19 protein-coding genes are annotated in these 20,142 nt (G+C 30.6%); 16 read left to right on the plus strand and 3 right to left on the minus strand.

Going from position 1 to position 20,142, the window contains the following annotated elements; genetic code table 11:
• Positions 1–71: 71 nt before the first annotated feature.
• Together GKG01_RS03955 and GKG01_RS03960 are read left to right on the plus strand one after the other, a co-directional pair.
• Positions 72–233 (plus strand): hypothetical protein, encoded by a 162-nt coding sequence (locus GKG01_RS03955; RefSeq protein WP_002837153.1) that lies wholly within the window; start codon positions 72–74, stop codon positions 231–233.
• Positions 223–1,713 carry a peptidase S41 gene (locus GKG01_RS03960; RefSeq protein WP_154271569.1) on the plus strand — a complete coding sequence of 497 codons (1,491 nt, stop codon included), beginning with the start codon at positions 223–225 and terminating at the stop codon, positions 1,711–1,713. Before GKG01_RS03955 ends, GKG01_RS03960 begins: the two co-directional genes overlap by 11 nt.
• A 79-nt stretch (positions 1,714–1,792) precedes the next feature.
• Here GKG01_RS03960 and GKG01_RS03965 read toward each other — a convergent pair whose 3' ends face one another.
• Positions 1,793–2,326, minus strand: coding sequence for a 5-formyltetrahydrofolate cyclo-ligase (locus GKG01_RS03965; protein ID WP_154271570.1), 534 nt, complete (start codon positions 2,324–2,326; stop codon positions 1,793–1,795).
• 99 nt (positions 2,327–2,425) lie between these two features.
• Between GKG01_RS03965 and ftsE the strand changes: the two genes are divergently transcribed.
• The 9 genes from ftsE (at position 2,426) to nrdG (ending at position 13,450) form a co-directional block, all read left to right on the plus strand.
• A complete protein-coding gene (ftsE, locus tag GKG01_RS03970) occupies positions 2,426–3,109 on the plus strand; it encodes a cell division ATP-binding protein FtsE (protein WP_002835102.1) in 684 nt (227 codons plus the stop codon).
• Entirely contained in the window at positions 3,096–3,989 is an 894-nt protein-coding gene (gene ftsX / locus GKG01_RS03975; RefSeq protein WP_094206029.1) for a permease-like cell division protein FtsX, read from the plus strand. The genes ftsE and ftsX overlap by 14 nt, the downstream gene beginning before the upstream one ends.
• 10 nt (positions 3,990–3,999) lie before the next feature.
• Positions 4,000–5,223, plus strand: a complete 1,224-nt coding sequence (locus GKG01_RS03980) for a M23 family metallopeptidase (protein ID WP_154271571.1) — start codon at positions 4,000–4,002, stop codon at positions 5,221–5,223.
• Positions 5,224–5,378: 155 nt separating this feature from the next.
• Positions 5,379–6,833 carry a peptidase S41 gene (locus tag GKG01_RS03985; RefSeq protein WP_154271572.1) on the plus strand — a complete coding sequence of 485 codons (1,455 nt, stop codon included), beginning with the start codon at positions 5,379–5,381 and terminating at the stop codon, positions 6,831–6,833.
• 22 nt (positions 6,834–6,855) lie between these two features.
• Complete coding sequence (locus GKG01_RS03990; RefSeq protein WP_154271573.1) at positions 6,856–8,304, plus strand: peptidase S41; 1,449 nt, start codon at positions 6,856–6,858, stop codon at positions 8,302–8,304.
• 142 nt (positions 8,305–8,446) lie between these two features.
• On the plus strand, positions 8,447–9,622 hold the full coding sequence (locus tag GKG01_RS03995; protein WP_154271574.1) for a S41 family peptidase: 1,176 nt from the start codon (positions 8,447–8,449) through the stop codon (positions 9,620–9,622).
• An 8-nt stretch (positions 9,623–9,630) separates the two neighbouring features.
• The gene (locus GKG01_RS04000; protein ID WP_154271575.1) at positions 9,631–10,590 is read left to right on the plus strand and encodes a polysaccharide deacetylase family protein; all 960 of its coding nucleotides are present in this window, start codon (positions 9,631–9,633) and stop codon (positions 10,588–10,590) included.
• Positions 10,591–10,826: 236 nt separating this feature from the next.
• Entirely contained in the window at positions 10,827–12,950 is a 2,124-nt protein-coding gene (gene nrdD / locus GKG01_RS04005) for an anaerobic ribonucleoside-triphosphate reductase (protein ID WP_094223669.1), read from the plus strand.
• The gene (gene nrdG / locus GKG01_RS04010) at positions 12,950–13,450 is read left to right on the plus strand and encodes an anaerobic ribonucleoside-triphosphate reductase activating protein (protein ID WP_154271576.1); all 501 of its coding nucleotides are present in this window, start codon (positions 12,950–12,952) and stop codon (positions 13,448–13,450) included. The genes nrdD and nrdG overlap by 1 nt, the downstream gene beginning before the upstream one ends.
• 48 nt (positions 13,451–13,498) lie before the next feature.
• Here nrdG and GKG01_RS04015 read toward each other — a convergent pair whose 3' ends face one another.
• The gene (locus tag GKG01_RS04015) at positions 13,499–15,184 is read right to left on the minus strand and encodes a hypothetical protein (protein WP_154271577.1); all 1,686 of its coding nucleotides are present in this window, start codon (positions 15,182–15,184) and stop codon (positions 13,499–13,501) included.
• Positions 15,184–16,092, minus strand: a complete 909-nt coding sequence (locus tag GKG01_RS04020) for an AAA family ATPase (RefSeq protein ID WP_094208904.1) — start codon at positions 16,090–16,092, stop codon at positions 15,184–15,186. Before GKG01_RS04020 ends, GKG01_RS04015 begins: the two co-directional genes overlap by 1 nt.
• A gap of 80 nt (positions 16,093–16,172) precedes the next feature.
• Between GKG01_RS04020 and GKG01_RS04025 the strand changes: the two genes are divergently transcribed.
• The 5 genes from GKG01_RS04025 to GKG01_RS04045 all read left to right on the plus strand — a co-directional run bounded on the left by GKG01_RS04025 (position 16,173) and on the right by GKG01_RS04045 (position 20,142).
• On the plus strand, positions 16,173–16,985 hold the full coding sequence (locus GKG01_RS04025) for a DnaJ domain-containing protein (RefSeq protein WP_094207416.1): 813 nt from the start codon (positions 16,173–16,175) through the stop codon (positions 16,983–16,985).
• Between the two features lie 244 nt (positions 16,986–17,229).
• Positions 17,230–17,760, plus strand: coding sequence for a hypothetical protein (locus GKG01_RS04030; RefSeq protein WP_154271578.1), 531 nt, complete (start codon positions 17,230–17,232; stop codon positions 17,758–17,760).
• A gap of 57 nt (positions 17,761–17,817) precedes the next feature.
• Positions 17,818–18,528 carry a hypothetical protein gene (locus GKG01_RS04035; RefSeq protein WP_154271579.1) on the plus strand — a complete coding sequence of 237 codons (711 nt, stop codon included), beginning with the start codon at positions 17,818–17,820 and terminating at the stop codon, positions 18,526–18,528.
• Between the two features lie 286 nt (positions 18,529–18,814).
• Positions 18,815–19,123: a hypothetical protein gene (locus tag GKG01_RS04040; RefSeq protein ID WP_154271580.1), complete on the plus strand. Its 309-nt coding sequence runs from the start codon at positions 18,815–18,817 to the stop codon at positions 19,121–19,123.
• Positions 19,124–19,125: 2 nt separating this feature from the next.
• Complete coding sequence (locus GKG01_RS04045) at positions 19,126–20,142, plus strand: V-type ATPase subunit (RefSeq protein ID WP_094208901.1); 1,017 nt, start codon at positions 19,126–19,128, stop codon at positions 20,140–20,142.

Raw genomic sequence — 20,142 nt, forward strand, 5'->3', positions numbered from 1 at the left:
ATTAGGCTACAAGGATATAGAATTCTATATTACAGAAAAAATAATAACAGACATATTGAAAGGAGTATTTTATGAAAATCATTAAAGAAAGAAACAGTAGAAACTTAATTCAAATAAAACCAAATTCAAGTTCAGCTTGTATAGTATTGGACGGAGGTGGAAGATGTATAGATATACCATATCCATGTGTTAATCCATACAGAAAAGGGATACAAATTAAAAATGATAAATAAGATCAAAAAAATAAGCGCTGCTATAATTATAGTTATAGCAGTAGCTTTTTCTAATATTTCATATTCTGAAAATGAACTTGATAATATAGAAGTATTAACATTCTCTGTAAATAGCATATACCACAAGGGAAACTTGGACACAAACAAGGAAAAACACAAAAAGCTTGGAGAGATAGAATTAAATAGAGTTTTATCAAAAGAAGATTACATCAAAGATGTTAATAATTTCAAAAGTTTTTATATCCATGAACAAGGATATCTTGGAGGATACACAAAAGAACAGCTAGATTCGGATATTGATAAATTACTACAAAATCCAACAGGAAATACCGTTGGTGATTTGAATTTGCAACTTGCTAAAATAATATCTAATATGAATGATGGACACACAACTCCTATGTATTTTTTAGGGACAGAGCGATTCCCGTTCATAATAAAAATAATTGGTAACGAATTCTACATAATAAACACAACAGAAAAGTGCAAAGACTTATTGTATTCTAAAATAGTAAGCATAGAAGGTGTAAAATCATCTGAAATATTGAAAATAGTGAGCAAATACATTTCTGCAGAAAATGAAACTGGCAGGAAAAATCTTTTACATTATGGTTACATGTTATACACTGATTTACTTAAAAAAGAAAATATAATAAAAGGGAATAAAGTACATTTACAAATTTTGCAAAATGGAAAAATCGTTGATAAAATTGTAGACACCATTAAAACTGATAATATTGGAATATACAAAAATTATTACGATGATGAAAGCTACAATCAAATAATGTACGATACTAATGAATTAAAATGGGATGCATATACAAATTGGGGAAAAGAACAATTCACAGAAAATAAACCATTTTACTTCTATAAATCAAACAGAAATTTAGTAATTAAATATAATTATTCTTATGATATGAATAAAGATAACGTATTAAAAGATATGATAACTAAAATGCAAAATGAAATACAAGCAAAAGATATTGACAACATCATATTAGACATCAGATATAATGGTGGTGGTAATGAATTACATACAAGAGAATTAGAGTTTGCCATAATGCAATATCAATTATTAAATCCAAAAATCAATATTAAAGTGTTAACTAGTGAGGGAACTTTTTCAGCAGCTACAAAAATGATAGATAGTGTAAAAAGAAACTTACAAAATGTAAAATTAATTGGAACAAATACTGCGGGAGCTTCCAATTTTGCGAATTATGCAGGAAACATCATCTTTCTTGGAAAGAGTGAACTATTTATATATACATCCGATAGAATGATAAGATACGATTATACATACAATGATGTGTTACATTCTTCCTATCTTAATAGAAGAGATGGATCAACGTGGTATCCTGATATGTTTATCGAAAACCAAATCGAAGATTACGCAGTTGGCAATGACAAGGTTATGAATTATGCTTTGTTAGATGGGGACAATAGTTCTTTGCTTGATAAAATAAAGAGAATATTTAATTAGATATTTCTAGGAAATATGAGAAGCTACAAAGACCACATGAATTGAAATTCAATTTTGTGGTCTTTTTGCTTGTAGATATTTATTTTTGAATTATTAATTTATCAACTGGTCTGTCAAACTCTTCGGGGTGCAAATCATCTACTAATTGAAAATCGTAGACTATGGATACTTTGTAGGAATCTTCGCCGATTTTGTCGATGAATCTGTCGTAGAATCCTCCGCCGTAGCCGATTCTGTATTTGTTTTTGTCGAAGCATAATCCAGGTACTAGCATGAAATCAAATTTAACGTCTGATTCAACTGGGTTTTTGGGCTCTAGGATTCCGTAAGCTCCAGGAGCCAAATCGTCCATGCTTTTGATTTGTACTGCAATCATATGTCCTTTTGATTTTACGTAAGGAACGTATACTTTTTTTCCTTGTTCCAACAAATCTTTTATGAGCTCGTGAGTGTTAAACTCAGAGCCAAAGCTCACATACACAAAAAAGTTTTCGGAATTTTTGAATTCTTCTAAGTTTTCCAATTCTTTTAAGAGTTCATCGTCGACTTTTTGTTTGTCGGAGATGGAGTCTCTTTGTTTTAAAATTTGTTTTCTAATTTCTTTTTTGTTCATTTTCATCACCTAAAATATATATACCCTAAAAAGATTTAAATATCCAGTTGTTTAAAAATTTAAAAAGACTGTGATATAATTAGGTTTACGAGGTGAAAAATGTTAGAATTCGTTCATGTCGATAAGACATATAAAAATAAAGTGTGCGCACTAAACGATTGCAATTTTAAAATTGAGCAAGGTGAATTTGTTTTTTTGATTGGGCCAAGCGGTGCGGGCAAATCAACTATTACGAAACTTATACTTAAAGAAATAAATCCAGATAGGGGTAAGATTTACCTTTACGGTGAAGACATAACCAGATTAAAAGCACGAAAGGTTCCTAAATTAAGACAAAGTATAGGAATGGTGTTCCAAGATTTTAAATTATTGGAAAATAAGACTGTGTACCAAAACATAAAATACGTTATGCAAATTTTGGGGAAGAGTTCTTCAGAGATAAAATCTACGATTGATACTGTGCTTGATTTGGTAAATTTGAAAGACAAAAAGAATGCATATCCTCACGAATTATCCGGCGGGGAAATGCAAAGAGTGTGCATTGCACGTTCAATGGTTAATAAACCAAAACTACTTATTGCAGACGAACCTACGGGGAATTTGGACCCTGTGACTAGCATGGACATAGCCAATGCTTTGGTTAGAATTAATGAACGTGGCACGACTGTTTTGATGATAACTCACGAGAAAGATATTGTGAATAAGTTACAAAAAAGAGTGATTCAATTGGACAAAGGAATTATTGTTAGAGATGAAGAAGGTGGAATGTATGAGAAGAATTAGAGTTATGATATCCACTTTGAAGGAAGGATTTGTAGGTATTTGGAAAAACAGATCGATGGGACTTGCATCTTTGACGACGATATCTCTGGCTCTTTTGATTTTGGGATCTGTAATTATATCTATGTTGACGATGAATCAAGCTGTAAAAGACATCGAAGGAAAAGTTAATCTTGTCAATGTGTACTTGGAAAATGGAATTCAAGAGGACAAGACGAAAAAGATTGAACAGTTTATCAAACAAAAAGATGGAATTAAGGATTTGAAGTATGTTTCCAACAAACAAGCTATGGAGAATTTCTCCAAGTCTTTAGATGATAAAACTTTGATTGAAGGAATGGAATCAGCTTTTCCTGCATCATTTGAAGTTACATTGAAGGATGTAAACGACGCTGAAAAATACGTCAGAGAATTTCAAAAAATAGATGGCGTTGAAAAGGTAAGTTTTTACAAGGATTTAATTGCGAAAATTTCAAATGCATCTAGAATTGTAAAATACGCTGGATCAATCGTAGTTGCAATATTGGTGATGATTTCAATAATAAATATTTCAAATACGATTAGATTAACTGTGTATGCCAGAAGAAAAGAAATTGCCATTAAGAAAAATATTGGTGCATCGAATTTGGTAATATCTGCACCGCTTGTTGTTGAGGGAATATTTTTCGGAATAATCGGCGCTGTGGTTGCGTTTTTGGCTTGTTATTACCTGTACAGATATGGATATTTGAGGTATAATAAGACTGTGTATGGATTGATATCAACTTATTTGGTTCCACCAGTGATGATTAGGTGGGATTTATTGAAGATTTTTATCAGTCTAGGTATCGGAATTGGAGCATTCGGTTCCGTATTAAGTAGCAAAAAATATCTCAAAATATAAGGAAGGAATTATGAAGAAGAAAATTGTCGCATTAGCCTTGTGCATGATGCTTATGACTAATGCAGTGTATGCAGACAAATTAACCGAATTAAATAACGAAAAAAAAGCAAAAACTTCGGATTTAAACGAATCTAAATCCAACCTAAATAAATTAAAAGATGACAAAGATGCTGAGTTGGAAAAGTTGAAAAACATCAACTTAAAATTAACTCAAACTCAGTCAGAACTTGCTATTCAACAACAAGAATTGGCAAAAATTAATAAATCAATAGATGACACTAAAAAAGAAATCGAAAATTACAAATCTAGTATCAACGAAAAAACAAAAGAATTTCAAAAAAGATTAAAAGGAATGTACATATCAAAAGACGGCGCAAAAGTCGATGTGCTTTTCGGATCTGGAAATTTGAATGATTTATTGAACAACGTAAGTTTGATGAATTACATTGCTAGGTTTGATAAAAATCTATTGAATGATTTAAAACACGAAAAAATTTCATTAGATTACAAAGAAGATGAACTAAAATCCAAAATGCAAACAATGGAAATTGTAAAAAAGAATTTGGAATTAAAAGTCGTAGCGTTAAACGATACATTAGCTGAACAACAAAAATTAATCGACGATATTTCTAAAAATGTAACGATGACTGAATCAGAAATATCTTCATTAATAAAAGAGCTTGAAAAAATTGATGGCAAAATCGACCAAGAAAAAAAGGCTATACTACAAGCAAAATTACTTGCAGCACAAAGAGCTCAAGCTGAAAAAAGAAGACGTGAAATGGCGCAAAGAAACAAGGCAATCAATACTAATATTTCAGCACCAGTCATCAATAACGACGGAGCATACTTACAATGGCCGGTACCATCATCTCACAGAATGACTTCTTTTTATGGATGGAGAAGCGATCCATTCGGAAGAGGATCGGGATTTCACACGGGATTAGACATTTCAGCACCAATGGGAACAAATGTCATATCTGCAGAAGATGGAGTTGTAGTTCATGTTGGATGGAGCGGTGGCTACGGAAATCTTGTGAAAGTTCAACATGATAATGGAGCATTGACATATTATGGACACTTGAGTGGATTTAATTGTAGTGTAGGTCAACGAGTAAAACGTGGACAATTAATCGCATATATAGGATCAACTGGATATTCAACAGGACCTCATCTTCATTTTGAAGTTAGATTCAATGGTCAACACACTGATCCATTAAACTATCTAAGATAATTATGAAACTAAGTTAGCAATAACTTAGTTTTTTTAATGCAATAAATCATCTGAAAATATTTGAAAAAATATATAACCAAATGTTTGACAATTATGTGTTTTATTTGTAATATGGAGTTATAGAAAACGATTGACAATATTTAAGAGGAAATAAAATGAAAAAAACAAAGAGAAGTCAAAAAATAATTTTATTCTTACTAACGTGCATTCTTGCATTAAATACACAAACACGAGGATTTGCAAAGAATGAATTGGATAATGAAATTCTTACATTTCCAATAGAAGATAACTTGAAATTAGAAAATTACAATCCCGATGATTTAAGAGTTAAACAATTGGGGAAAATTGAATTAAACAGAGTACTTACGAAATCTGAGTATGAAAAAGATATGAAGAATTTCGTAAATTATTATTTGGAATGGCAAGCTTATTTAGGAAATTCTACAAGAGAAGAATTAGAAAAACTTGCTGAAGAACTATTGAAAACATCAGATAATAAAACGGTTTCTGATTTAAACTTGGATTTTGCAAAATTAATTGCAAACACTCATGATGGACATACATCAGCTATGTATGAAATAGGGAAAAGCTGTATGCCAATTAAGATTAGAATTATTAATGGAGATTATTACATAATTAATACAACACCTGAATACGAAGATTTATTATATTCTAAGATAATAAAATTTGATGATATTGATACCAAGGACATAACAAAAAGATTATACAAATACACTTCAGCAGAAAATAAATATTTCAAAAATACGATAATAAAAGATTTCTATCTATATTATGGAGATGCACTAGAAAAAGAAAATATAATTAAAAATGGAGAATTAAAATTACAGATAGAAACTGATGGCAAAAAACTTAATAAAACAATCAAAATGATAGATTTGCCAGATGTTAAAATAAATAAATATCATTATGAAAATACGGATTTTTCTCAAATCATATACGATATGACAGATATCGCAAAAGATAAATTCATAAAAAATGACAAGATGAGATACATGCAAATGAAACCATTTCATTATTATATAAACGATAATAACTTAATTATCCAATACAACAATTGTTATAATACTGATAAAGATAACATCTTGGAAAATATGATAGAAAAAATGGATAAAGATGTTTCACAAAATAATGTAGAAAAAATAATTGTAGATGTCAGATACAATACAGGTGGTTGGCCAACACATGCAAGAGAACTTGAATTGGCACTGAAAAGATATCAACTATTGAATCCAAAATTGGAAATAAAATTATTAACTGGATCAAAAAATTACTCTGCTGGATCCTTTTTCGTAGATGGAGTCAAGAGAAATTTTGATAATCTTCAGATAATTGGGGAAAATACTGGAGGACCTTCTGGTTGGACGACAGAAACGTCAACAATTATGTATTTAGGAAATAGTAAATTATTTGTCAAAAAATCAAGTGGAGTTAGAAGATACGATTATACATTAGAAGACGTAGTACACTGTTCCAATCTTAATAAAAGAGATGGATTAACGTGGTATCCCGATATGTTTATCGAAAATCAAATCCAAGATTACGCCATTGGCAATGACAGGGTTATGAATTACGCATTGAGAAATCAATAAAATTAAATATAGGAGGAGATTTATGAAAAAATTAAAAACAATAACTTTGGTGTCTGTGTTAATAATAAGTCTGTTATGTACAAGTACAAACAGTTTTGCAGATAGTGAATTAGATGATGTTGAAGTATTAACAATAGATGTAAATTCTATGTTTCAAGATGAAAATGTAGACTACAGTAAGCTTAAGACGACTGTTGTACAAAATATAGATTTTAATAAGACTTTAACTGATAAGGAATATAATACAGATTTATCTAATTTTCTTCATTATTTTAATCAATCTCAGTCTTATCTTGGGTATTCAACAGAAGATGAAATGAAAAAAGAATTAAATAAAATTATCCAAAACAAAACAGGCAGAACAGTTTCAGATTTGAAGTTTGATATGGATAAAATTATCGCTATGACCAATGATGGTCATGCTCTTGGCATGTTTAATGTAGGTAGTGCTTATTTACCGATAAAAATGAAAATTATTGATGACGATATTTACATAATTAATACTACAGAAAATTACAAGAATTTACTGTATAGTAAAATTATTAGCATCAATGGAGAGTCTGCAAAAAGTTTGCTTGATAAGTTTTATAAATATGTTTCAGGAGAAAATGAATATTTTAAGAACGCTAAACTTGAATCATATTACTTGAGTTATATTGATATATATAATAAAGAAAATATAAGTAAGAATAACATGTTATCACTAGAACTAGAAAATGATGGCAAGATTCAAAATATCGATATAGAAGCTATAAAAATGGAACCTACTAAAATCTTCAAACAATATTTTGAAGGTAGTGAATCAAAGAGATTTGTTTATGATATTAATGATAAAATAGGTAAAAAATTCGTACAAAATAATAAGGAAAGATTTACCGATGACGAAGCATTTTATTGTTACGAAAGAGAAGGAAGCCTCATTGTAAAATATAATCAGGCAGCTGATAAAAGTGATGAGATTAGTTTAAAAAATCTAGAAAAAAATATGGATAGTATTATCAAGAAAAATAATACGAACAAGATCATATTAGACCTTAGATACAATAATGGAGGAGAAACGACACATTTTAGAGAGCTATCTAGAAAATTACAAACATATCAAATATCAAATCCACAACTTGAATTCAGAGTTTTGACAGATTACAATTCTTATTCAGCAGCGACATTTTTAATTGATGATATTAAGAGGGGGTTAAATAATGTTACTATAGTAGGTAATTTTACAGGAGGACCATCTGGTTGGACAACATCTGCAGGTTCTATGTTGTATTTTGGAAATAGTCACCTATTTATTTCATCTGCATCAAGTTATTTATTTAGATTTGACTATAACTATAATGATATAATGCACTGTTCTAATCTTAATAAAAGAGATGGTTTGACGTGGTATCCTGATATGTTTATCGAAAATCAAATCGAAGATTACGCCATTGGCAATGACAAGGTTATGAATTACGCTATTAACAATTAAATAATGTAATTAATATCTTCTTTTATTTATTAAAAGAGGATATTTTTTTATTAAAAGCACAATAATCTTAGACAAATTGTAACTCAATTTTAATACAAAAAATCGTTAATCTGTTATACTATATATTAGTTAGAGGTGATTTATGAAAACATTTAAAAAAGTTTTTATTGGATTGGGGCTTTGCTTATTGGTGTATCTAAGTTTTTCTGTAGGAAATGCTACAGGAAAAAGAACAGCGATTGCCAATGAAAATGGTATTCCATTAGCGAAGATCAATAAGATTGAAAACTTGATTGACCAATATTATCTTTTTGATATAGACAAAAACAAGCAACAAGAAGGAGCTGTTGAAGGCTATGTAAAAGCTTTGGGAGATCCTTATTCTGAGTTTTTGACTAAGGAAGAGATGGATAGTTTGAATCAACAAACTGAGGGAGAATATGCAGGTGTTGGAATTGTGGTTACTCCTTCTGAAACTGGTGCTATAACTGTTGTTAGCGCTATTAAAGGCAGTCCAGCTTTTGAAAAAGGCATCAAAAAAGATGATATTATACTTAAAATTAACGGCAAGGATTATAACGCATCACAAATGAATGATGCTGTAAAGGTGATGAAAGGTAAGCCTAATACAGATGTTAAGCTTACTATTGCCAGAATGGAGAATAAAACTAGTAAGATTTTCGATGTAAATATTACGCGTCGTATGATTAGTTTGACTACTGTTAATTCTCAAAAAATTGGAGATATTGGATATATCAACATTACTCAATTTGACAGAAAAACTGATAAGGAATTTATTGAACAGTACGAAAATTTGAAAAAACAAAATGTGAAATCAATTGTTTTGGATTTGCGTAACAACCCTGGTGGTTTGTTAGATTCTACGGTTAAAATAGCAGACTATCTTCTTCCACAAGGAGTAATAGTTAAGACTGTGGATAAGAATAAAAAAGAAGATGTCCAAAAGAGTGATGCTTCAGAACAAAATCTACCAATGGTAGTTCTTGTGAATGGTTCAAGTGCATCTGCATCTGAAATTTTGACAGGGGCTTTGAAGGATTACAAGAAAGCTACGATTGTCGGAGAGAAAACTTTCGGAAAAGGTATCGTTCAAACGATTATTCCTATGGATAAAGGCGAAGGGTTGAAGCTTACTATTAGTGAGTATTTTTCACCAAATGGCAACAAAATTCACAAGCAAGGTGTTAAACCAGATGTTGAAATTAAATTAGATGAAAAAGCTAAGGGTATCGGAGTTGAGTTTATGAAAGAAGATAATCAACTTCAAAAAGCTTTAGAGATTTTAAATAAAAAATAGGAGATATTATGAGAGAAGAAAGAGAAGCGAGAAGAAAACGCAAGAGAAGAAAAAAAATAATCAATTCAATAGTTCTTTTGGTTTTTGTATTGGCTGTAGGAAGTTTTGTTGCAGTAAAAGTGGCCAACAGCGAACAAAGTCTTAATCCAAAAGTAGCTGAGAATTCTTCTAAGAAATCAAACAAAAAAACTGTTGATAAAAAAGAAGAGCCAAAACCAGATCCTAATAAATTAATTAAGGGTTCAAATCATATTTTAAAAGCAGATTCTTATGCTTACGATGCGAAGAAAATTAGTCAATTTATTAGACCTACAAAATCTGAGGGCTATGTTAAAAACACTGACAACAAAAAAATTTGTTTCTTGACTTTTGATGATGGTCCAAATCACAGCATAACTCCACAAGTTTTGGATGTATTAAAGAAAGAAAATGTTCCTGCTACATTTTTTGTAGTTGGTAAACATGTTTCACAAGATACAAAAGATATTTTGGAACGCCAATTAAATGAAGGTCATGCAATTGCTCTTCACTCTTTTGAACACGATTATTCAAAATTATATCCAGGAAGAGTTGCAAACGCTGATAGAATTAAAAAGGAAGCAGAAATGGCACAAAAAGCATTGCAAGATGTGCTTGGTCCAGATTTTAAAACGAGTGTGTGGAGATATCCGGGCGGACACATGAGTTGGCAACAATTAAAGCCAGGTGATGATGCGTTAGAATCTTTGGGCATTCACTGGATAGATTGGAACAGTTTAGTTGGAGATGCTGAACCAAAAAGCAGAAGACCAACGACTGTAGAAGGTATGGTTGAATTTGCAAATACTTCATTAACTTATCAAGCTGAACAAGATTTAGTTGTAGTTTTGTGTCACGATGCACCAGGAAAACAACTAACTGTTGATTCACTTTCAGCAATTATTAAAAATTTTAAAGATAAGGGATATGAATTTGGAATTTTAAAATAATTTTAAAATTATAAATATTAGCTTAAATTTGCCACAATTAAATTATTATGCAGAGCACCTTTTTGATAAGGTGCTTTTTTAATGTTTTAAATCCTACTAACTATATATAGTATGAATAAAAATCAAAAACCCACATATTGATACTATCTGTAGTATTTGATATAATAAAGCAGTAATAAAAATCAAGTAAAAAAGATTTTAATCATATAAAAAAGGAAAGAGAAGAGGGATTGCAAATGCTAACTGTAGAAAAAAGAGACGGACGACAAGTTGAATTTGATGCTAAAAAAATTGTCGTTGCGATAGAAAAAGCTATGAATAGTAGTACAGGAATTTACGAGGAAAATTTGGCTGAAAAAATCGCCAAAGAAATTGAAGGATATGCCAAAACGATTGGAAAAGTTTTGAGTATTACCGATATCGAAGACCAAGTGTATTATAAATTAATTCAGTACAACAATCCCGCTACGGCAAGAGCATACGAAAACTATAAAGCCGTACAAAAATATAAAAGGGAAACTAACACGACTGATGAAAGTATAATCGGTTTATTGGAAGAAAGTAACAAGGATTTGTTAGAAGAAAACTCCAACAAAAATGCAGTGATAGCTTCTACTCAAAGAGATTTAATAGCTGGTGAAGTTAGTAAGGATATTGCTAGAAGAAAGCTTATTCCTCAAGATTTGCTTCAAGCTCACGATGAAGGAGCAATTCACCTTCACGATATGGATTACATAATTCAACCAATGTTTAACTGTTGCCTTGTAAATATGAAAGATATGCTTGATAAGGGAACAGTTGTAAACGGCAAATTAATCGAATCGCCAAAATCATTCCAAGTTGCTTGTAATGTAATGACTCAAATAATCGCACAAATAGCAAGTAATCAATACGGTGGTCAAAGTATCGATATTAGATGTTTGTCAAAGTATTTGAGAAAATCTTACGAAAAGAATTTGAATTTGTGTATTGAAACTCTTGGAGACATCGACATGGCTGAAAAAATGGCAGATAAGATGACTCAAAAAGACTTGGAATCAGGAATTCAAACAATCCAATATCAAATCAATACATTGATGACTTCCAATGGACAAGCTCCATTTGTGACTTTGTTTATGTTTATTGAAGATCACGATGAATACAAGGAAGAAACTGCAAAGATAATAGAAGAAATTTTGAAGCAAAGAATTCAAGGAATTAAAAATGAAGCAGGAGTGTATGTTACACCAGCATTCCCTAAATTAATTTACGTTTTGGACGAAAATAACATTCACAAGGACAGCGAATTTTATCATTTGACTTCACTTGCAATTCGTTGCACAGCTAAGAGAATGTATCCTGATTACATTTCGGCTAAGAAAATGAGAGAAAACTACGAAGGAAATGTGTTCAGTCCAATGGGATGCAGAGCGTTCTTGTCTCCATGGAAAGATGAACATGGAAATTATCAATTTGAAGGTAGATTTAATATCGGAGTTGTTACGATTAATTTACCACAAATCGGAATTTTGGCAGATGGCGATGAAGACAAATTCTTCGAAATATTAGACAAAAGATTAGAAATGTGTAAGCGTGCAGGAGTGTTGCGTTACGATTTACTAAAAGATGTCACTAGTGATTCTTCTCCAATTCATTGGCAACATGGAGCTATCGCGAGACTTAAACCACACACACCAATCAAAGATTTGTTGATAGGAGGATATGCGACTGTGACTTTGGGTTACATTGGAATTTACGAAGCAACGCTACTAACAATTGGTGAAAGCCACACAAATCCAAAAGGCAAAGAATTTGCAATGAAAATAATGGATATCATGAATGAAAAAATAAAACAATGGAAAAAGGAAACTAATCTAGGATTTGCATTGTATGGAACTCCAGCAGAAAGTTTAACTCACAGATTTAATAGTATCGACAGGGAAAGATTCGGAGTAATCGAAAACATCACAGATAAAGGTTACTACACAAATTCATTCCACGTTGATGTAAGAGAAGAAATATCTGCTTTTGAAAAGTTCTCATTTGAATCGAAATTCCAAGATAAATCATCAGGCGGATGTATTTCTTATGTAGAAATTCCAAACATGAGCAAGAATTTGAAAGCTTTGGAAACTCTTGTCAAATACATTTACGATAATATTCAATACGCAGAATTCAACACAAAAAGCGACTATTGTCAAAACTGTGGTTTCGATGGAGAAATTACAATCAACGAAGATGGTGATTGGCAATGCCCGCAATGTGGAAACAAAGACCATGCTACGATGAATGTTGTTAGAAGAACTTGTGGATATCTTGGAGAAAATTTCTGGAACGAAGGAAGAACAAAAGAAATCAAAGATAGGGTATTGCACATTTAATGAATTACGCACAAATCAGACAATACGATGTGGCAAACGGTCCTGGAATTAGGTGCACGTTTTTTGTAACAGGGTGCAGCCTCAACTGTAAGAATTGTTTTAACAAAGAATACCAAGATCCGGATTTTGGAGACAAATGGACCGATACGCAAACAAATCAAGTAATAGATTATTTGAATCAAGAAGAAATTGATGGACTCACAATTTTAGGTGGAGAACCATTCGAATCATGCGATGATTTGATAGAAATTGTGGGAAAAATTAGAGAAAATACGAACAAAAGTATCTGGATTTTTTCGGGATACACTTACGAAACACTTTCTCAAAAACAAAACTGCAAAAAACTATTGGACATGTGTGATGTACTTGTAGATGGAAGATTCGTAGAAGAATTAAAAGATTTGAGATTGAAGTTTCGTGGATCTTCAAATCAAAGATTGATTGATTTGAACAAGACCATAATGGACGACATCATATTAGTTGATGAAAATAAATTATAAATAAACCGTTAGAATCAGCTGGTTCTAACGGTTTCGTTTTGCAATTAATTACATATTAGATATTATATTTTTGATAAATGAGCCGACGGTTTTGCTAAACATTTCGGGAGATTTAATGTAGCAGAAATCATTAGTGAAGATTTCCTTTTCAAAAGTCAAATCGTCTTGTGATCCAGTGAACACTCCTAGTAATTTTATTTTTTGCATTCTAGTCAAGAATACTTCTTTTGCGCTGTCTTTTACTGCCAATTCTCCGACATAATCTTCTGCTTTAAATCTGGTTTTGCAAACAAAATTGAGATTTACAATATTGTTGGGCTTACCATCTGTTAGCATTATCAAAAGTTTGGACTCCATTTGTTCCGTCATAATATTTCTCATAAATTTGAGTGCCAATCCGTCTCTATTTGAGCCTTCTGGATGATAATGAAAAATATTTTTGCAGTTCTGCTCGTCGTAGTCTTTGAATTTTGTAATTATCAAATAATCGTACATATTTTGAAAACCAAGTACACGAACTTTTATGGACAAATCACTTAATGCTTTCGCTATAACATAAGCTTGTGCTGCTATAATTTCTTTCTTCTCACTTTGACTCGCAGACATATCCAACAATAAATCAACAGACATTGGACTGTTTTCGTTTTTGTAGATTTTGTTAAAAATTTTATTGTCGTTTAGTTTGGTGTGACGCCATGCTCTTTTGATATCGATAGTTCCGAACGTCGACCTTCTAACATCATCATCTTCATTTTTGAGAAGAGCAAGTTTCAGCATTTCACTTAAAACATTGACTTGGCGATTGTAAATGAGGATATTTTTCTCGAAATGTTTAATATTCTCATTGTAAGATTCTACCAAAAGATTCGTTCTATAATTTTCAATTCTAGTAGAATTGGCATTCACTATGTGAAAATTTATATCAGAATGAATATCAGTAGACAGTTTATTTTTCAAAGAATTCAAAATAGATTGATCAACGATACTTTTTCCGTACAATCTTTCGATATTTTGATGAACATCCTTAGTACGGGAAGTTTTTTGAGTGGAAGAGTCGTTGTCGACATCCTCATCTTCCAATAATTTGTACAAATCTTCAGTAAATTCTTGTGATCCAATGGAATATTTTTCAAGTTGAGATACATTTTCTTGTTTTGTTATAATTTTCTGATTAGTTTTCTGGATAACTGGTTTGACTTCTTTTTTTATCTTTTCGAAATTATCATTATTGCGAATATCTTTATATGAGTAGAAATATTTATTTATAATCTCAATCAAAAGATTTATAAGAGACAAGCTATCATTGCACTTTGTTTTAGTCAACATTAAGATTTCTCTGATGGATTTTGTAGTTGTCCAGGGCTTATCAGTGTAATGATATTTTTCCAATTCTTCAGATATATTTTTAGGATTGGACCTATAATACTTGTCACAATAGTATAATTTCTGTAACCTGTCAAAATCCTCAAGCCCATTTCTTTCATTTAACATTTTTTCTTTTAGATTGTTGTCTAAAATTATCATCAAAATCGAAAAAATATCCGTTTTATTTGACACATTATCAATTATTTTCATAACGGAATTAATATCGTAGAATCTGTGGGCAAATCCAAAAAGCACAGTCTGAAAAATCTCTGAATTGACATTTTCTTTTGTAATAAAATCTAAATTAGGGTTAATGTTGTAATCTTCACTCAACAACCAAAATAGATTTTTGGACCTTGAATCTTCCATTATTCAAATATCTCTTCCGGTTTTAAATCGTCCTTAAATATGGTATCGATAATATCTTGCACGATTGTTTTTTCAAATTCATCAAATGTTTTATTGACAATTCCAAGTTTTAAGCTTGATTTAACGCTCAAACCTCTTTTCATAGCGTGGATTGAAGATAACAAACCACGCAAGTCGATACATCTTCCAGAAATTTCAGAATTCAAACTTTTTTCTTGTAAATCCATAAAAAATCTCACGAACATTTTTTGAGCGGTGTCTGTCAATGAAAATTCTTCTGAAAGTATCTTGTTCAAAGTTTTTTCGTCTGTTTTTGGCATATCTATGACAAAAAATCTGGACAACAACGCTTCATTGATTTCACGCGTACCAGCGTATCCGTAATTCATTGTAGCTAAGAATCTTGTTTTATCGTGAATGTCTACTTTTTCAAAACCAGGTATATCTATAATTCGACGATAATCCAAAACGGAGTGCATAATAGCAACAGAATCGTTCTTAGCCATATTAATCTCATCGAACACGCAGAAACCTCCATTCAATGAAGATTCCAACACTGGACCTGCTCTGAAAATAACTTCATCGTTTTTCAAAGTATCCATACCAATCAAACTTTCAGAATCCGTGTTCACATGAAAAGAAATATTCCATTGTGGTCTTTGGAAAATATATGCCAAATTATCGCACAATATATTCTTGCCGGTAGCTTTAGGACCAACCAATAGCAAATTATTCGCTTCCAAAATGCTTGTTATAGCCATCTCCAAAACTTCTTTTCCATAGTAGTTGAATCGTGGTTTAGGAATTCTGGATTTGAATTTGTCATCTACATCATTGTCCTTCAAAAAGTTTTCTACATCTTTTATTAAATTTTTATTTATATTTTGTGATTCAAGTAAATTAATCATATTACCTCTTTCATAAACTATCTAATTTGTGACATTAGTATGATATAATAAATTAAAAGAAATTGGAAGTAGGTGAATAAATGAAGAAGGCATGGGGAGGTTTCGTAAAAGGATTTGCGAAATTTTTGGATGGATTTTTCGGATTTTTAATAGCATTTATAGAAACATTGGTGAATTTAACTGTGGGATTTAGGTATGTACTAGGATCCATATTATCCTTTGGTTGTATATTTATATTGTTCTTTCCTTATATATTTTTCAAATACAAATGGATTACATTTACGGTTTTGTTCATAACGATATTTCCTATTTTGGGTAAAGGATTCGTCAATTATCTAAAATATGTAAAATATTCTATGGTTGAATTCCTACTTGGATACGGGGATTATTATCTCAATAATTCACAAACAAAATACACCTCTTATTCTGATTACAAGAAAAAATACATCTTCAACAAACAAGAAGAAGAAAGAAAAGCGCGTGAAGAACGACAAAGACGTGAACAAGAAGAATGGACTAGAAGATTTAACGAATGGTTCAATCAAAACGGATTTGGCTTCGATGATTTCGGGTATTACCAACAACAAGGTCAATACGGTGGATACAACCAAGGTTATGGTCAACAAGGATATGGATATCAAAACCAATACCAAAATCCAGTGGATGATTTTGTGAGAACTTACGAACAACATTGCGACACGTTGGGAGTTGGATACAACGCAGACAAGTACGAAATAAAATTGAATTACAGAAAACTTGCCAAGAAATATCACCCTGATATAAACAAAGCAGCAGATGCAACTGCGAAGTTCCAAGAAGTTAACAATGCATACGACTTTTTGTCCAATGAACAAAACATAGAAAGATACAATAGAATCAAAAACAAAAAATAGTTTATCGCTGGGAGAATATCTCCCAGTTTTTTATTGGGGAAATTAGAAAAATCATAAAAAAGTCTTGACTAATTCAAAATTATATGATACTGTACAGTTAATAGAAAGGAAAACCATTTATAGATGATGGGAGGAAACAAAATGAAATTACAAAATCCTCAGAGATATAAGAACGGAGACATATTAACTTTAAGTATAAGGTTGTATATTTAGTTTAAATTATCAAAATTCAGGAGGAAATTATATGAAAAAATTTAAAAAAATAATATCGATATTGTTCATTGGAGTATTTGTGATTTTTAGCTCTAATTCTGTATTTGCAGCTAACCAAATTACAGATAAAAAAGATAAAGCTTTTGTTATAGTTAACGGACAAGAGATAGTTTATGAAGGCGAAAATTATGACAACCCGAATACTGGAGAATATATTCACTGGACGGGGGAAAGAAGTTCTGATAAAGACTTTACGTTTAAAATTAGATATTCAGTTCAATCTTCAAAATTTACAGTTCATAGTAGTAAAGTTTTAATTACATCAAATGCTCACATTGAAAATGTATATGGAAATGTCTTAAGTGGATATAATGGTCATTTATATCAAGTCACTATTGATGGATTTTATTCGAGAGCACTTCAATTTTCGGTAGGATCAAGTCAGTCTGGAACAATAAAAGGATTAAAAAATGGTGGAAGCTATAGAGTAACTATAATTAATAATGATTACTTAGACGGAAATAAATATTTAGTTGGATCTGGGAGCGTATCACCCTTATAGTAACTCATAAAAATATATTAAGGAATTTGTAAGTTATAGATAGAAGGGATAATTTGAATGTTTAAAATTAATGCTAATAATAAAAAGACGAGAAAAATATATATTGTTATATGTATGATTGTTTTTGCAATTGTGTTTAGTTCAACAATTTATGCGGTTAAATTAGTTAATGAACAAACTAAGGTTAATGAATTAGAATTACCAGAATTAGATTCTATGAAGGTTACTAATCAAATAAAAAATAGAGAAAAAGGTATTAAACCACAATCTATTTCTAGAATGAATTACAAACAAATTCAAGAACAATTGGGAGTTTCCCTTTTAAATAGTGAATTGTCAAAAGACGATAGATATATGATTACAGATGTTGAAACTGATAATAAAGACTATGCTATAATCAAATGTGATAATTATATTCTTGGAGACACTTCAAATTATTCTTATAATGAAGAAGATGGATTTTATAGTTATGATGAAGGAAACTTGTACAAATCTCCAATATCAATACAAGCAGATATAGTTTTAAGTGAAACTCAGCTGAATAATTTATGGACTACTGATTATTTAGGAATGTACAAATTCACTGAGCAGTTCGTTTCAGAACAAGGGTATAAAGTTAATTTAATTGAAGAAACAATTGACGGAATTCAACCACAAAATTTTGTATCTAAAAAGACAGCTATTTTCGTAGCGGATGGAATTAGATATACATTGACAGGTAGAACAACAGTTGAAAATATGAAACAAATAGTAAATTCAATGAAATAAAATATTTAGGTGCTGCACAATAAAAAGTGCAGCATTTTTTATTGAAAAAATTTTAAAATTTTAATCACAAAAAGCAAAACTTTGTCTAAATTTTTAAAAATTTATTTTTCATTTAAAAAAATATAAATTAAAAATATCAAAGTTACAGCAATCAAAAAAATATAATAAAAATGTTTTCATTTATACATATAGCAATTTTTATAAAAAATTCAACAATATATCTAAAATCAATTTAGATTTAAAAAATTATATGGGTTATAATAGGTAGATGTGAGGAAGTGAGTTTATGAAAGATGTAATCAATAAAATAATTGAGATTGATAAAAAAGCACAGGATTTGGATGAATCTTTTCAAAATGATCTTGTGACTGAACAAAAAAAACAAAAAGAAGCTATAAGACAGCTTGAAGACAAATATCAATCAGAATCTGTAACTAAACTTAATTCTGTCCATGAAGATATTATTAATAGCCAAAACAATAATATCGATAATCAAAAGAAGAGTATTGAAGAAAGGAAAAATCACTTGAAGGAAATCTTCGATAATAACGAGGATAGATTGGTGGATAAATTCTTCAATATTATTACGGAGTAATTATGGGATCTGCAAGATTATATAGTGCGCTTAATACTAAGATTTCTAAGATTAGCTCAGAGCTTTTGTCTGATGAAGATTTTAAGAAATTATTAGAAGCTGATACTAATAAGGATCAATATGATTATCTTTTGAAATTGGGAAAGATTGAGGGTGAATACGCAAACGAGGGCGTGAGTCAGTTTGAAAATAGTCTTAATGATAAGATGATTAGAACTGAAGAAAAGTTGAAGTATTATATGAACGGCAGATACAAGGATTTTTATAATTCTTTGTTGGAGTATTATGTCGTTGAAGATATTAAAACTTTGGCGCGTGTTATCGTTAGAAGGGAATACACCGATAGGTTGAATGATAATCTTATAGTTCTAAAGGATACAAAATTTTCTCGAATTTCTTCGTCGACTACGATTCAAGATTTTGTGGATATGTTAGATGAGCCATACAAATCTATTGTCGATAGGTACAAGGAAGAAAATCGTCACAGAATTTTGTTTTTTATTGAGATGAACTTGGATAGAAATTATTATTCAAACATTATCAAGATGAGTCAAGGTTTATCGAAACAAGATTCTAAGATTGTCCAAGATTATTATGGTGAAAAAATCGACTTATTGAATTTGGAATGGATTTATAGAGCTAACAAATATTATGAAATCAATAGCGAGATTATTTTCAACTTTACGATTTTGGGCGGTAAATTGTTCCAATTGGACGATTTGAAGAAGATTTCGTATATGGATTTTGATGATTTGATAAATTTTATTTCCGAAAGTAAGTATTCTTTCTTGGTTAATACCGACAATGATATTGATTTGTACATGGATAGGAGAGTTTACAGATATCTTTATTTCAAGGCTATGGATTTGCTACATACTAATAAGTACAATATTTCGAAACTTATTGCGATTGGCGAATTACTTGAGTTTGAAAAATTTGATATTGAAAAAAGTGTGGAATCTAAGAGATTTAATTTGGATTTTGAAAAGTCCAAGTCTTATCTGATTAGAAGAGTTTAA

This window comes from Finegoldia sp. BIOML-A4, from assembly GCF_009679635.1.
GTDB classification, from domain to species: Bacteria; Bacillota; Clostridia; order Tissierellales; family Peptoniphilaceae; genus Finegoldia; species Finegoldia magna.

Bases quoted from the DNA above. Each gene is read 5' to 3' on its own strand.
- GKG01_RS03955 (WP_002837153.1), top strand. From the start codon at position 72: ATGAAAATCATTAAAGAAAGAAACAGTAGAAACTTAATTCAAATAAAA.
- GKG01_RS03960 (WP_154271569.1), top strand. From the start codon at position 223: ATGATAAATAAGATCAAAAAAATAAGCGCTGCTATAATTATAGTTATA.
- GKG01_RS03965 (WP_154271570.1), bottom strand. From the start codon at position 2,326: ATGAACAAAAAAGAAATTAGAAAACAAATTTTAAAACAAAGAGACTCC.
- ftsE (WP_002835102.1), top strand. From the start codon at position 2,426: ATGTTAGAATTCGTTCATGTCGATAAGACATATAAAAATAAAGTGTGC.
- ftsX (WP_094206029.1), top strand. From the start codon at position 3,096: ATGAGAAGAATTAGAGTTATGATATCCACTTTGAAGGAAGGATTTGTA.
- GKG01_RS03980 (WP_154271571.1), top strand. From the start codon at position 4,000: ATGAAGAAGAAAATTGTCGCATTAGCCTTGTGCATGATGCTTATGACT.
- GKG01_RS03985 (WP_154271572.1), top strand. From the start codon at position 5,379: ATGAAAAAAACAAAGAGAAGTCAAAAAATAATTTTATTCTTACTAACG.
- GKG01_RS03990 (WP_154271573.1), top strand. From the start codon at position 6,856: ATGAAAAAATTAAAAACAATAACTTTGGTGTCTGTGTTAATAATAAGT.
- GKG01_RS03995 (WP_154271574.1), top strand. From the start codon at position 8,447: ATGAAAACATTTAAAAAAGTTTTTATTGGATTGGGGCTTTGCTTATTG.
- GKG01_RS04000 (WP_154271575.1), top strand. From the start codon at position 9,631: ATGAGAGAAGAAAGAGAAGCGAGAAGAAAACGCAAGAGAAGAAAAAAA.
- nrdD (WP_094223669.1), top strand. From the start codon at position 10,827: ATGCTAACTGTAGAAAAAAGAGACGGACGACAAGTTGAATTTGATGCT.
- nrdG (WP_154271576.1), top strand. From the start codon at position 12,950: ATGAATTACGCACAAATCAGACAATACGATGTGGCAAACGGTCCTGGA.
- GKG01_RS04015 (WP_154271577.1), bottom strand. From the start codon at position 15,184: ATGGAAGATTCAAGGTCCAAAAATCTATTTTGGTTGTTGAGTGAAGAT.
- GKG01_RS04020 (WP_094208904.1), bottom strand. From the start codon at position 16,092: ATGATTAATTTACTTGAATCACAAAATATAAATAAAAATTTAATAAAA.
- GKG01_RS04025 (WP_094207416.1), top strand. From the start codon at position 16,173: ATGAAGAAGGCATGGGGAGGTTTCGTAAAAGGATTTGCGAAATTTTTG.
- GKG01_RS04030 (WP_154271578.1), top strand. From the start codon at position 17,230: ATGAAAAAATTTAAAAAAATAATATCGATATTGTTCATTGGAGTATTT.
- GKG01_RS04035 (WP_154271579.1), top strand. From the start codon at position 17,818: ATGTTTAAAATTAATGCTAATAATAAAAAGACGAGAAAAATATATATT.
- GKG01_RS04040 (WP_154271580.1), top strand. From the start codon at position 18,815: ATGAAAGATGTAATCAATAAAATAATTGAGATTGATAAAAAAGCACAG.
- GKG01_RS04045 (WP_094208901.1), top strand. From the start codon at position 19,126: ATGGGATCTGCAAGATTATATAGTGCGCTTAATACTAAGATTTCTAAG.